Source organism: Myxococcus llanfairpwllgwyngyllgogerychwyrndrobwllllantysiliogogogochensis, assembly GCF_006636215.1.
GTDB classification, from domain to species: Bacteria; Myxococcota; Myxococcia; order Myxococcales; family Myxococcaceae; genus Myxococcus; species Myxococcus llanfairpwllgwyngyllgogerychwyrndrobwllllantysiliogogogochensis.
In genome coordinates, this window is record NZ_VIFM01000320.1 from 1 (window position 1) to 12,067 (window position 12,067).

A 12,067-nucleotide genomic window follows, 5' to 3' on the forward strand; every position below is an offset into this window, starting at 1 on the left:
GCGGTGGGGGCTGCGGGTTCATGGGAGTCCTCTATAACGCGACCGCTCGCCTACCGCGAAGCGGGGGGAAAACCTTCCCGGAAGAGCCTGCGGGCATTCTCGGTCGTCCGCTGGGCGACCTCGTCGAGGGGCTCCCCTCGGACGCGGGCCATCCCCTCCAGGATGTGGGGCAGGTAGGCCGGCTCGGAGCGGCCCCCCCGGTGCGGCGTGGGCGCCTGGTCCGGGGCGTCCGTCTCCGCCATCAGTCGCTCCAGGGGAATGGCGCGCAGCGCGTCCAGCGGCTTGCGTGCCTCCGCCCACGTCACCGGGCCCGCGAAGGAGAAGTGGCAGCCCTTCTGGAGATAGAAGCGCGCCAGCTCCACGCCGCCGCTGTAGCTGTGCATGAGCAGGCCCGCCTCCGGCATCTGCTCCTGCTTGAGCAGCTCGATGAGCGCGGGATGGAGTCGGTGACAATGCATCAACACGGGGAGCTGGTGCTTGCGCGCGAGCGCCAGGTGCCTCTGGAGCACCGACACCTGTCGCTCCAGCGGCGCGCCGGGAAGGGACGGGCCATCCAGTCCGCACTCGCCCACGGCCACCGCGCCGCCCTTCGACAACAGCGCGTCGAGCAACTCCAGCGCCGCGTCGTCTTCCTCGGGCGTCATCTCCGGCAGGAGCTGGGGGTGGATGCCCAGGCCCACCTGGATGCGGGGCTCGTTCCGGGACAGCTCCAGCAAGGGTTCCCAGTCATGCGTGCCCACGCCGGGGATGAGGATGCCTTGGAGTCCCGCGGCCCAGGCTCGCTCCAGCACGAAGGTTCGGTCCTCATCGAATCGCGTCGCATCGAGATGGCAGTGGGTGTCGATCATTCATCACGCCGTGGGGCATCGCCGTTCAATCAGGAACACGCTTCTGGAACCCACCCCGGGGAACCATCGCGGTCATTTTCCCGAGGCTATACGCCCTCCTCTTTTTTGGAGGGGCAATATGGACAAGCGAGTCGTCGGGGCGCTGTGTTGCGCGCTGTGGGTACTCTCGTCGGGGTGTGCTGACGAGTGCGTCGACCAGTTCGATTGTCGCGCGGACAATGGCCAGCCCGCCGAGGGGCAGGAGTGGGTCTGCACCGCCGACAATGAATGTGAGCAGCGTCCCATTCCCGCTCCTCCCGAGCCGGACGCGGGAGAGCCTGACGCGGGAGAGCCTGACGCGGGTGTCCCGGATGCGGGAGAGCCTGACGCGGGTGTGCCGGATGCGGGCCCGGCGGATGGTGGAGGCCAGGGCACGGCGGGGAAGGGCGAGAGCTGCGCGGCCTCCGCGGATTGCATCGCGGGCTTGCGCTGTGAGGGCACACCCCTGACGTGTCAGGCGCAGCATGTCGCCGTGACGGGGCGTGACGACGCGGGCGTCTCGAAGGCGCTCGTCATGCGCTACGACACGCCGGGCATGACGGCGTTGTCGGACGGGGATACGGACAGCCGCTACCCGCGCTGGGCACCGAGCGGCACGCGGGTATCGTTCGCGCAGGGAGCCGTGGACACGTCCGCGGAGAAGGTCGCGGGTGACCTGACGGTGCGCGATGTTCCGCTCGTCCAGGGGCAGGCCCTGGTCCTCGCGGATGGGGGCTCGGGCAACACGGAGAGCTTCCGCTCCATGGAGTGGGAGCCGAGCAGCTCCATCGCCTGGGTGCGGCAGAACGGCAGCAGCCGCTCCGGCATCTCCGTGGTGTCGACGGACCCCGCGGGCAGCGTGGTATCGCAGGCCACGACGACGGGCGCGTTCCCGGACTGGGCTCCGGATGGCACGACGTTCGTCTACAACGTGACGGGCGAGGGCCTGTTGACCTCGAGCCTCGGCGCTTCGCCGACGCCCCTGGCCAACTCGGGGGCCACCGCGGAGCAGGCGCACTACAACCACGTCAATTCCCAGCTCCTGTTCCTGTCCAACCCGAACAACGAAATGGTGACGTTCGCCGGGGACGCCATCCCCGTGCCGCTGTTCAGGCTGTACTCGCTCAACGTGACGGGGGGTGGGCAGCCCCAGCTCATCGCGGATGTCTCCACGGAGACGTCCACGGATGGCACCATCGACTCGTTCATCGCCAGTCCCATCTGGGCTCCGGATGGGACCTGGTCCGCGTACGTGCGCGCGTACTACTTCAAGCCCACCACGGGAGATGCCGTGCTGTGCGGCGGGGGCGTTTCTCCCTGCCAGACGCGACCGGGCAACGCCGTCTTCCTGCGCGCAATCAATCCGCAGGATGGCACCGCCACGGGCACCGAGGTGCGGCTCGCGGATGACGGCACGCTCCCGTCGTTCTCTCCGGACGGACGTTTCGTTGCCTTCATCAAGGCGGGGCAGCTCAACGTCCAACAGGTCGACCCCGCCACTGGCGCTCCGGTGAACGCGGCCATCGTCCATCCCAGGGCGGGCTACACCCTCCAGACGGGTGACAGCGACGACCACCGGCCGCGCTGGCAGCCTCGGTAGTCTGAGTCATCCTCGGCCCGCGTTCCGGTGAAGTGTCCGGGGCGCGGGCCTGCCGTCCTTCGCGAGCGACGCGTCGAGTACTGCTCGGCCGCGCAGGCAGCCCCGGTAGTCCGAGTCGTGCTCGGCCCGCGTTCCGGTGAAGTGTCCGGGGCGCGGGCCTTCCGTCCTTCGCGTGCGACGCATCGAGCCTTGCGGCTCGGGGTGTCACCGGAATAGGCAGGGGCCCTCGGTCCGCCACATGCGTATGGACCGTGCCCCGGAGGACTCGGATGAAGACTGGCCTCGTGACGCTCGGTGTCCTGCTGTTCGCTGGCTGTGCCACCGTGCCGACCGCGCGGCTGGACGATGGCGGCGGTGGCACCGTGGCCGCTGACCCGCACCCGGACGTGGAGCCTGTGCGCCTGGAGACGCGCGCGGGCACCTTCCTGGTGCACCCGAACAACGCCGAGGACTTCTCACGCGCGCTCGCGGGCGAGCCTACCCAGCAGAACTACACCAGCGAACTGCTGGCGGGAGACTGACACCCAGACCTCCCGGCCGCGTCCCGAGTCGAGGGAGCGGCCCGAGGGAGCCTGGGACGCTGTCGTGCTTCAACCTACGACGATGATGCGGCGCCCTAGGGCCCGCGCCATCTGGGGCGAGGTCATCACCTCCAGCGCCTCACCGAGTTCGCCACCGGCCGTGTCGAAGGCCGCGGCGATGACTTCCCCCACGGTGAGCTGGGCCCTCTCCGCGGCCACCCGGGCCCGCTGAGCCGTCCGCCGGAGCGCGGGCATCACCCGGCGACCCTGCCTGCGGACCGTGACGCTCTTGCGTGTCGTCCTCTTGGCCATGTGCTCCTCCCACCACGCGGTTCAGCGCGGGTGAGTACACCTGGGGTCTGACATATGCAGACGAGGTGCCAGTCGAAGGCTCACCTGGCAGGTAACCTGCTCTACGGGATTTCCCTGTAGTGAAGCAGGGTTCCAGGTTCACCACCTCACGGTAAACGTCGGGGTTCGGAACCGATTCCTCGTTCTGTCGAGATTTTTCGTTCAGCCAGCCCGGGAATCTCGACGTTTCGTTCAAGAGTCGAGAGTCGGCCAGAAGCCGCAAGGACTGCGAGTGTGCTCAGTCTTGAATGACTCAGGTGTCATTCGAGCCCCGCCCTTTTGGTCGAAAAATTGGCACTGCGGGGTGAGGCTGACACGCGCGTCGCGCTCTCGTGGGCGGAGTGTTCAGTGCGGTATACGCCGGCGCATGCCTCAGACCCTCTGCCCGAGCTGCGGTCATAGCCCCATTCCCCGGGGTGCCACGGCCTGTCCCGCCTGTGGTGAGCCGTTCGATCATCTCCAGTCCTACAAGAAGGTCGGCCGCACGCGGCTGGACAGGTTGGGGGACGCGGTGGACGACGACGCCACGGTGTTCGGTGGCGACCTGGTGACGAGCGCGGTGTCCGCCCATCCAGGGCCCGTGGCGGGTGTGCTGGGGGCGAGCGCGGCGGCGTGGTTCCTGCGAGCCGGTGGCGTGTTGGGCTCGCTCCAGGACCCCTCGTGGACGTACGGGCTGGTGGCGCTGGACCTGGTGCTCGCGCTGGTGCTGGTGGTCAACCGGGGGCCCGCGAAGGGGCTCGCGCAGACGGGGCTGGTGGTGCAGCTGTTGGCCACGGCATGGCTTGCGCGCGCGGCGCCGACGGCCCCGGTGCACGTGGCCTACTTCGCGCTGGGACTGGTGGCGCTGACGCTGGTGCTGGGCGAGCCTGGCGCCGCGCGGCGGTACGTGGGCCTGGGCCTGGGCCTCGCCGTGGCGCTGGCGTCGTCGGTGCTCCTCGCCATTCCGGGGACGCTGACTCCGGGGGGCGGTGGCGGCGTCCGCCAGCTCCTGGTCGGCAGCGAGCTGGGATACCGGCTGGAGCTGCCCGTGGGGTGGGAGCGGCTGACGCGCGAGCAGCTCTCCACGCACCTGGTGCTGCCCACGGCGACGCTGAACGGCAGCGGCGTGGGCTTCGGCGACGTGGCGCGGGGACGCTTCGGTCTCTTGTGGGTGGAGCGCTCGCCGGGTGTGTCGCTGGCGGCGGGGTGTCAGGGCCTGCTGCGCTCGTTGGGTGGGGCGTCGAATGCGCCGTTGACGCGGCCCGCGCCCGCGGCGCTGGGTGGCCGCACGCAGCTCTACGCGCTGAACACGTCGGCGGGGGCGCGAGGCACGCTGGGCTGCGGGCTGCTGGCGGATGGTCGATTGGTGGGGCTGGCCGTCGTCGCCGCCGGGTCGGGTGATGTACAGACGGGCGATGCGCAGGGGGCCGCGGCCTTCGCGGCGGTGGGCGAGGGACTCGCGTTGCAGTAAAGGGCAGCCCGCCATGAACGTTCAGGTCCTCTTTCACGACAACTGCTTCGACGGTGCCGCGAGCGCCGCGGTGTTCTCCCGCTTCTATCGGGAGCGCGTCCGCGCGGACGCGGCCTTTGGCTACCAGGGCCTGAATCACAAGCCGGGCGCGGAGGGCATCGACCCGGCGGTCTTCACTGGCGAGGAGAACGTCATCGTCGACTTCCGCTACAGCCAGGACGCGCGGCTGACGTGGTGGTTCGACCACCATGCCTCCGCCTTCCAGCAGCCAGGGGACGAGGCGCATTTCCGTGCGGACACGAGCGGGCGCAAGTTCCACGACGGGCACCGCAAGAGCTGCACGAAGTACCTGGCGGACGTGGCGCACGAGCGCTTCGGCTGGGATGCGTCGTCGCTCTCGGACCTCATCCACTGGGCCGAAATCATCGACGGCGCCCAGTTTCCGTCGCCCCAGATGGCGGTGGCGCTGGAGGAGCCCGCGCTGCGCATCATGACGGTGCTGGAGGCGAACAAGGACCCGGCGCTCATCCCCGAGGTCATCCGGCGCATGCAGTCGGAATCGCTCGCGGAGCTCGCCGCCTCGCCGCTCATCGCCACGCCGCTGGCCCCGCTGCTCTCGCGTCACCAGGGCCACATCGAACTGGTGCGAGCGAAGGCCCGCTACGAGCGCGGCGTCGTCTTCTTCGACCTGGTGGACGAGGGCGTCGACAGCCTCAACAAGTTCATCGCGTACGCGCTCTATCCGGATGCGCGCTACACGCTGTGGGTGGGCAAGGGCGCGTCGCGAGCCAAGGTGTCGCTCGGCTCCAACCCGTGGAAGCCGGAGCTGCGCAAGCACGACCTGTCGGCGATTGCCGGTCGGTTCGGCGGTGGCGGTCACCCAGTGGTAGCGGCGGCCAGCTTCAAGGCGGACCAGTCCGACAAGGCCCGCGCCGCGTATCAGGAGATTCTCGCGGAGTTGTCCACCGCGGGCTGACGGAGGGGCGGACTACCGGCGCTCGAAGAACGGGAAGCCGGCCTGCCGCAGCAGTCGCACCACCGTCACCATGGGCAGGCCCTGCACGTTGGAGCGGTCTCCGTCCAATCGCGCCAGCAGGGCCTGTCCCGCGCCTTCCACGCGGTAGCTGCCGCAGCAGCCCTCCCACTCGTTCAGGTCCAGGTAGCGCTCCAACTCGTCGGGCGTCACGGCGTGGAAGGTGAGTCGGGCGGTCTCCACGGCCTCGCTGACGTGGCCTCCGGGGCCCACGAGGCAGACGCCGGTGTGGATGTCGTGGGTATGGCCCAGCAACTTGCCCAGTTGCCCGCGCGCGGCGTCGCGGTTATCGGGCTTGGTGAGCGTCTCGCCGGCGACTTCGACGAGCTGGTCGGCGCCCAGCACCCATGCGTCCGGGTTGCGCGCGTGGACCGCGCGGGCCTTGCGGGCCGCCAGCTCCCGGACGGCCTCCTTCGCGGACAGGTGGGGAGCCACTGTCTCGTCCACCCCTGGGGATTGGGTGCGGTAGGGCAGGCCCAGGCCATCCATCAGCGCTCGGCGGGCGCTGGACGTGGACGCCAGAATCAAGTCTCTCATGGGGCTCCCACCCTAGTTCACCCGAGCGCGCTCGGGGATGCCGCCTGCCGAGCGAGCATGCACGTCCCCGCTTCCCGGCCACGAGGTGATGCCGTAGCCTGACGCCCCATGTCGCGGCGCGGTCTGCTCGCCCTCTGCCTTCTCCTCACCGCGTGTAAGCGGAACGCCTCGGCCCCGGAGACGGGAGACGCCGGTCCGCCGGAGGTGTCCTCGGTGAAGGCCCCGGCGGCCAATGCCTCCCCGGCGGAAGGTGCCGACGTCGCCTCGCGTCCCGTGCAGCCGCTCGCGGTGTGTCGCGCGCAGGGCAGCTCGCCGCTGGACGCGGCGCGCGGGTACTACGACGGAGGTCGCTTCGAGGAGGCGCTGTCGTGCGCGGCGCAGGCGGCGGCCCTGGAGCCGGACCTCGCGGCGGCCCATGCCGAGCGCGGCGTGGCGCTGGCCGCGCTGGGACGCGAGCCCGAGGCCCAGCTCGCCTTCGCGCGGGCGCTGGCCATCGACCCGGGGGACTCGGATGCGCTGCTGGGCGCGGCGCACCTCTATGCCGTGCAGCTGCCCTCCACGCGCGAGCGAGACGAGCTGGGCACGCTCTACGCCGAGCGCGGCCTGTCTCAGCCCGGCACGCCTCCGGAGCTGATTCCGCATCTGGCGCTGGTGGCGGCCATGGCCTTCAACGACCTGGGCCAGTCGGAAGAGGCCCTGGCGCGCGCGGCCATCGTCCTGGCCCGGGAGCCGGGCAGCAGGGAAGCGCTCTACGAGCGGGCCCTGGCCCTCTTCGAGCTGTGTCGCTTCGCCGAGGCGAAGGTGGCCTTCCAGGGGCTCGTGTCCGACGCGGAGCGCGCCGCGCATGCGCACCAGCACCTGGGCTTGCTGCTGGAGCGAGAGGGGAAGTGGAAGCAGGCGCAGGTCCACTTCGACAAGGCCCGGAGCCTGGCGCCGGAGGACTTCCCGACGCCGCCCCTGCCTGGCGAGGACGCCTTCCGCGTGGACGTGGCGCGGGCCGTGTCGGAGCTGCCCGTGGACATGCGGGGCGACCTGGAGGGAGTGCCCGTCACCGCGGAGGAGCTGCCCGCCGAGGGTGATTTGCTGGCCAACCAGCCTCCGCTGTCGCCCACCATCCTTGGATTGTTCAGAGGTCCGCCGCTGGGCGCGCCGTGCGACGGAACCGAGACACCGTGCCGCTCCGTGGTGCTCTACCGACGCAACCTGGCGAGGGCCGTGCGCACGCCGGCGGAGCTGCGCGAGCAGATTCGCGTGACATTGCTGCACGAAATCGGGCATCTGCGAGGGGAGGACGATGAAGAACTGGCCGCGCGCGGCCTGGAGTGACGCGAATGGCCATCAACGTAACGCTTCCCGTGGCACGTACGACTCCCAAGGGCGCGAAGTCCCTGCGCACCGGAAACCCCTGGCTGTACCGCACCGAGCTGGCCGCCCCGCCCGACGTGACGGGCCCTGGCGCGGTGGTGCTGGTGGTGGACTCGCAGGGCAACCCCATTGGCCAGGCCCTCTATGCGCGGCGCTCCCCGCTGGCGCTGCGGCTGCTGACGCGCAAGCCCCCTCGCGAGCAGCCGGTGAACGACCTCTTCTTCCGTCGTCGCCTGGAGGCCGCGCTCGCGCGCAGGTCCTCGCTGTCCGGGCGCGACGGTCTGCGGCTGGTGCATGGTGAGTCGGACCAGTTGCCCGGCCTCTTCGTGGACCGCTATGGCAAGGGCCTGACGCTCCAGACGCTCTCCGAGGGCATGGACGCCCGCAAGGAGTCCCTGGCGAAGATGCTGGTGGAACTCACCGGCGCCACCCACGTGGTGTGCCGCGACGACGCCTCCGGCCGCGACTTCGAGGGCCTTCCGCGCGAGTCGCGCTTCCTGCACGGCGAGGGCGAGTCTCGCTTCACGTACCACGAGGGCGACAACCGCTTCGAAGTGGACCTGCTGGGCGACATGAAGACGGGCGCCTTCCTGGACCAGGTGGACAACCACCTGCGCGCCGGAGAGCTGGCGCGCGGCGAGGCGCTGGACCTCTTCAGCTACCACGGTGGCTTCGCGCTGGCCCTGGCTCGCAACTCCGAGTCGGTGCTCGCGGTGGAGCAGGACGAGAAGGCCGCGGCGCGCATCGGCGCAAACGCCCGCGCCAACAACCGGACGAACGTCAGCGTGGAGAACGCCAACGCCTTCGATGTGCTCAAGCGCTTCGACTCACAGAGCCGGCGCTTCGACACCATCGTGTTGGACCCGCCGGGGCTCGCCAAGCGCCGTGAGGGCCTGGAGACCGCGCTGCGCGCCTACCACGAGCTGAACCTGCGCGCGTTGCGCTGCTTGAAGCCGGACGGACTGCTCGTCACCTGCTCGTGCTCCGGCAAGCTGGACCGCGCGGGCTTCGAGGAGATGCTGCTCGGCGCCGCGGCGGACGCCAAGCGCCCGATTCAGATTTTGGAGCGCCGGGGCGCGGGCCTGGATCACCCGGTGCTCGGTGGGTTGCAGGAGACGGAGTACCTCAAGGCCCTCTACGTGCGCGCCCTCTAGCAGCGCGCACGGGGACGACGGGGCTGCTCACGACAGCCCCAGCTCCTTGCGCAGCTTGCCCACGACCTTGAAGTACTCGGTTCGAGGGAAGGGGACATTGAGGATGTGGAAGTCCTTCTTGGCCAGCCCCACGCAGCCGAAGCAGTAGTTGCAGTCCTGCAGGTTGCGGCAGAGCACCAGGTACGCGCTGGTGGTGCAGTTCTCGCTCTGCAGGCAGTAGGCGCACGCGTGACAGCTCTTGCACTCCACGCAGTGCGAGCAGTTGTTGCACAGCTCGCACCGCGTGCAGTGGGTGCACTGGAAGCAGCTGTCGCAGTCCTTGCAGAACATGCAGTTGGCGCAGCGCTGACATCCCTCGCATGCGTAGGAGCCGGGGTTGCCGGGGTCCGACGCAAAGCTCTTGGTGAGCTTCTGGAGTTGTTCCAGGAACTCCCGCTTGCCGAGCGTCGCCACCAACGCGCGTGCGGCCTTCTCCGCGGCGAGCGGATCCACTGCGTCGGGCCGCGTACCTTTCTCCTTCACCACCCGGGACACTCCTTGCCCATTGTCGGGGCTCACTGAAGCCGGGCCAGCCCGGCCAGGTCGATTCCACGCGCCACCCGCCGCACCTCCACCGTACCCGGGAAACCCCGGCTGGTGACGGCCACCACGAAGCGGTCGCCCACCAGCAGGTTGGCCTCCGCCAGCGACTCCTCCGCGTCGTACCTCACGAAGCCCACCGCGTCCTTCCAGTGGATGGGGGCCGCCGGGTCGCTGGGTGCCCGGTCCTTGGCCCGCTCCGCCGCGTCGCGGATGGCCTGTCCAATCTTCTCGCCCATCGTGGTGTCCACGATGCGCACCTTCACCTCTCGTCCCTCACCTCGGGTGAACAGGCGCTCGGCCTCGGAGACGGACACCTCGCCGTACTTGCCGGTGGAGCCCTGGGTGCGCGCGACGGTGAACCCCTCCAGCGTCTCTGGGAGGAAGGGGGCCAGCGTCTTGAAGTACACGCAGGGCGCGCTCGCGGCGGGCACGGAGGCTTCCACCTCGCGTGAGGCGCCGTCACGGTCCAGGCATCCGACACCTGGAGCGAGCGCGAGCAGGGCGGCGGTGAGGCGGAGGAGAAAGTTGTCGCGCACGGACGAATCAAAGGGTATCCCCGGCCCGCGCGCAATGGACCTCTCGAAGCTCAACCCTCCGCAGCGCGAGGCCGTGGTTACCCTCCAGGGGCCCTTGCTGGTCCTCGCGGGTGCTGGCAGCGGGAAGACTCGCGTCATCACCCACCGCATCGTCCACCTGCTCAACGAGCGACCAGACCACATCCTGGCTCGCAACATCCTCGCCGTCACCTTCACCAACAAGGCGGCGACCGAGATGAAGGAGCGCCTGGTCCACATGGCCGGGCCGCGCGCGCAGGGCGTGCTGGTGTGCACCTTCCACGCCTTCGGCGCGGAGATGCTCCGCGAGGACATCCATCGCCTGGGGTGGCCCAAGAAGTTCGCCATCGCGGACATGGGTGATCAGCTGGCCATCATCCGCCGCGCCATGCGCGAGCACCGCATCGACGACCGCGCCTTCGACGCGCGCAAGGTGCTCAACCTCATCTCCAAGGCGAAGAACTCCGGCAAGGCCCCGGAGCCCAAGCCGGAGGGCATCGGTGATGACTACGACCTCATCACCCACATGGTGTACCCGGGCTACCAACTGGCGCTGAAGGCGCAGGGCTCGGTGGACTTCGATGACCTGCTCCTGTTGCCCGCGCGGCTGCTACGCGAGCACTCGGACCTCTACGTCAAGTACACGCGCCGCTTCCGCTACCTCCTGGTGGACGAGTTCCAGGACACCAACATGGCCCAGCTCGACGTGCTCAAGCTGATGGCCGGCGAGTCGCGCAACGTGTGCGCGGTGGGTGACGACGACCAGTGCATCTACTCGTGGCGCGGCGCGGAGGTGCGCAACATCCTCCACTTCGACCACTTCTTCCCGGGTGGGAAGGAGGTGCGACTGGAGCAGAACTACCGCTCCGTGCAGATGGTGCTGGACGCGGCCAACGCCGTCATCGCGAAGAACCCCGAGCGCAAGGCCAAGCAGATGTGGACCGACCGCAAGAGCGGCCCCAAGGTCAAGGTCGTGGCGTGCCCCAATGACGAGGAGGAGGCCCGCTTTGTCGCGCACGAAATCCAGAAGCACGTGTCGCTGGGCGTCCCCGAGGACGACATCGCGGTGCTCTACCGGACCAACGGCCAGTCCCACCCGGTGGAGGAGATGCTGCGCGAGAAGGGCATCTCCTACGAAGTCGTGGGCGGCAGCGAGTTCTTCGACCGGCGCGAGGTGAAGGACGTCATCGCGTACTTCAAGGTCATCGTGAACCGGCTGGATGAAATCTCCCTCATGCGCATCGTCAACGTCCCGTCCCGGGGCATCGGCGACGTGACGATGGAGCGGCTGCACGGGCACTCGCGCTCCGAGGGCGTCACCCTGTGGACGGTGATGCGCAAGGCCACCGAGTACGAGGATTTGCCCCCCGGCGCCGGCGAGAAGGTCCGCGAGTTCGTGGAGCTGGTGGAGCGCTACCGCGCCGCGTACGAGCACGGCCAGCTGGCCACCGTGACGCGCAAGCTCCTGGAGGAAATTGGCTTTCGCGAGGCCACGCGCGCCCACGCGCCCAGCGCCACCAGCGCGGACAAGAAGCTCAAGGGCGTGGATGGGGTGCTCGGCTCGCTGGAGCGCTTCGAGAAGCGCGAGGGCCCCAAGGCCAGCCTCCTGACGTACCTCAACCGCCTCAGCCTGGACACGAAGCAGGAGGAGGAAGACGACGTGCCTGGCGCCAACCGCCGCGTCACCCTGATGACGGTGCACGCGTCCAAGGGCCTGGAGTACCGGCTCGTCTTCTTCATCGGCATGGAGGAGGACCTGATGCCGCACGGAGGCATGCAGGGCGAGGCGCAGAACCTCGAGGAGGAGCGCCGCCTCTGCTACGTGGGCATCACCCGCGCCAAGGAGACGCTGTACCTCACGCGCGCCGTCACCCGCGTGAAGCGCGGCAAGGAAGTCCCCCGGACGCCCTCCCGGTTCCTGGAGGACCTCCCCCCAGAGGTCGCCGAGCACGTCGCCATGGACGCGCCGCGTCAAGGCGACCCCACGCCGGAGGAGAAGAACTTCTTCGCGAACCTGAAGGAGCGCTTCAAGAAGCCGGCGCCCGGGGCTCCGG

Annotated in this window: 12 protein-coding genes; 7 read left to right on the plus strand and 5 right to left on the minus strand. The window is 69.5% G+C overall.

Annotation, left to right across the window (positions count from 1 at the left end; translation table 11 throughout):
• Window positions 1–50: 50 nt before the first annotated feature.
• Window positions 51–848: a TatD family hydrolase gene (locus FJV41_RS43360; RefSeq protein WP_141648503.1), complete on the minus strand. Its 798-nt coding sequence runs from the start codon at window positions 846–848 to the stop codon at window positions 51–53.
• A gap of 118 nt (window positions 849–966) precedes the next feature.
• Here FJV41_RS43360 and FJV41_RS43365 point away from each other — a divergent pair, with 118 nt between their 5' ends.
• The gene (locus FJV41_RS43365) at window positions 967–2,466 is read left to right on the plus strand and encodes a TolB-like translocation protein (protein ID WP_141648504.1); all 1,500 of its coding nucleotides are present in this window, start codon (window positions 967–969) and stop codon (window positions 2,464–2,466) included.
• A gap of 269 nt (window positions 2,467–2,735) precedes the next feature.
• A complete protein-coding gene (locus FJV41_RS43370) occupies window positions 2,736–2,987 on the plus strand; it encodes a hypothetical protein (protein ID WP_141648505.1) in 252 nt (83 codons plus the stop codon).
• A gap of 69 nt (window positions 2,988–3,056) precedes the next feature.
• Here the strand turns inward: FJV41_RS43370 and FJV41_RS43375 are convergent, their stop codons facing one another.
• Window positions 3,057–3,299: a hypothetical protein gene (locus FJV41_RS43375; RefSeq protein ID WP_141648506.1), complete on the minus strand. Its 243-nt coding sequence runs from the start codon at window positions 3,297–3,299 to the stop codon at window positions 3,057–3,059.
• 406 nt (window positions 3,300–3,705) lie between these two features.
• Between FJV41_RS43375 and FJV41_RS43380 the strand changes: the two genes are divergently transcribed.
• Both FJV41_RS43380 and FJV41_RS43385 read left to right on the plus strand, forming a co-directional pair.
• On the plus strand, window positions 3,706–4,788 hold the full coding sequence (locus FJV41_RS43380; RefSeq protein ID WP_141648507.1) for a zinc ribbon domain-containing protein: 1,083 nt from the start codon (window positions 3,706–3,708) through the stop codon (window positions 4,786–4,788).
• A gap of 13 nt (window positions 4,789–4,801) precedes the next feature.
• The gene (locus tag FJV41_RS43385; protein WP_141648508.1) at window positions 4,802–5,764 is read left to right on the plus strand and encodes a DHH family phosphoesterase; all 963 of its coding nucleotides are present in this window, start codon (window positions 4,802–4,804) and stop codon (window positions 5,762–5,764) included.
• 12 nt (window positions 5,765–5,776) lie between these two features.
• Here the strand turns inward: FJV41_RS43385 and FJV41_RS43390 are convergent, their stop codons facing one another.
• Complete coding sequence (locus FJV41_RS43390) at window positions 5,777–6,358, minus strand: Maf family protein (protein ID WP_141648509.1); 582 nt, start codon at window positions 6,356–6,358, stop codon at window positions 5,777–5,779.
• Window positions 6,359–6,466: 108 nt separating this feature from the next.
• Between FJV41_RS43390 and FJV41_RS43395 the strand changes: the two genes are divergently transcribed.
• Both FJV41_RS43395 and FJV41_RS43400 read left to right on the plus strand, forming a co-directional pair.
• On the plus strand, window positions 6,467–7,684 hold the full coding sequence (locus tag FJV41_RS43395; RefSeq protein WP_141648510.1) for a metallopeptidase family protein: 1,218 nt from the start codon (window positions 6,467–6,469) through the stop codon (window positions 7,682–7,684).
• A 5-nt stretch (window positions 7,685–7,689) separates the two neighbouring features.
• Window positions 7,690–8,877, plus strand: a complete 1,188-nt coding sequence (locus FJV41_RS43400) for a class I SAM-dependent rRNA methyltransferase (protein WP_141648511.1) — start codon at window positions 7,690–7,692, stop codon at window positions 8,875–8,877.
• 27 nt (window positions 8,878–8,904) lie between these two features.
• Here the strand turns inward: FJV41_RS43400 and FJV41_RS43405 are convergent, their stop codons facing one another.
• Window positions 8,905–9,402: a caib/baif family protein gene (locus FJV41_RS43405; protein WP_174458550.1), complete on the minus strand. Its 498-nt coding sequence runs from the start codon at window positions 9,400–9,402 to the stop codon at window positions 8,905–8,907.
• Between the two features lie 29 nt (window positions 9,403–9,431).
• Window positions 9,432–9,995 carry a hypothetical protein gene (locus FJV41_RS43410; protein ID WP_246137789.1) on the minus strand — a complete coding sequence of 188 codons (564 nt, stop codon included), beginning with the start codon at window positions 9,993–9,995 and terminating at the stop codon, window positions 9,432–9,434.
• Window positions 9,996–10,029: 34 nt separating this feature from the next.
• Between FJV41_RS43410 and FJV41_RS43415 the strand changes: the two genes are divergently transcribed.
• Window positions 10,030–12,067: ATP-dependent helicase (locus FJV41_RS43415; protein ID WP_141648512.1), on the plus strand; the 2,038-nt coding region annotated here is incomplete at its 3' end.

Bases quoted from the DNA above. Each gene is read 5' to 3' on its own strand.
- FJV41_RS43360 (WP_141648503.1), bottom strand. From the start codon at position 848: ATGATCGACACCCACTGCCATCTCGATGCGACGCGATTCGATGAGGAC.
- FJV41_RS43365 (WP_141648504.1), top strand. From the start codon at position 967: ATGGACAAGCGAGTCGTCGGGGCGCTGTGTTGCGCGCTGTGGGTACTC.
- FJV41_RS43370 (WP_141648505.1), top strand. From the start codon at position 2,736: ATGAAGACTGGCCTCGTGACGCTCGGTGTCCTGCTGTTCGCTGGCTGT.
- FJV41_RS43375 (WP_141648506.1), bottom strand. From the start codon at position 3,299: ATGGCCAAGAGGACGACACGCAAGAGCGTCACGGTCCGCAGGCAGGGT.
- FJV41_RS43380 (WP_141648507.1), top strand. From the start codon at position 3,706: ATGCCTCAGACCCTCTGCCCGAGCTGCGGTCATAGCCCCATTCCCCGG.
- FJV41_RS43385 (WP_141648508.1), top strand. From the start codon at position 4,802: ATGAACGTTCAGGTCCTCTTTCACGACAACTGCTTCGACGGTGCCGCG.
- FJV41_RS43390 (WP_141648509.1), bottom strand. From the start codon at position 6,358: ATGAGAGACTTGATTCTGGCGTCCACGTCCAGCGCCCGCCGAGCGCTG.
- FJV41_RS43395 (WP_141648510.1), top strand. From the start codon at position 6,467: ATGTCGCGGCGCGGTCTGCTCGCCCTCTGCCTTCTCCTCACCGCGTGT.
- FJV41_RS43400 (WP_141648511.1), top strand. From the start codon at position 7,690: ATGGCCATCAACGTAACGCTTCCCGTGGCACGTACGACTCCCAAGGGC.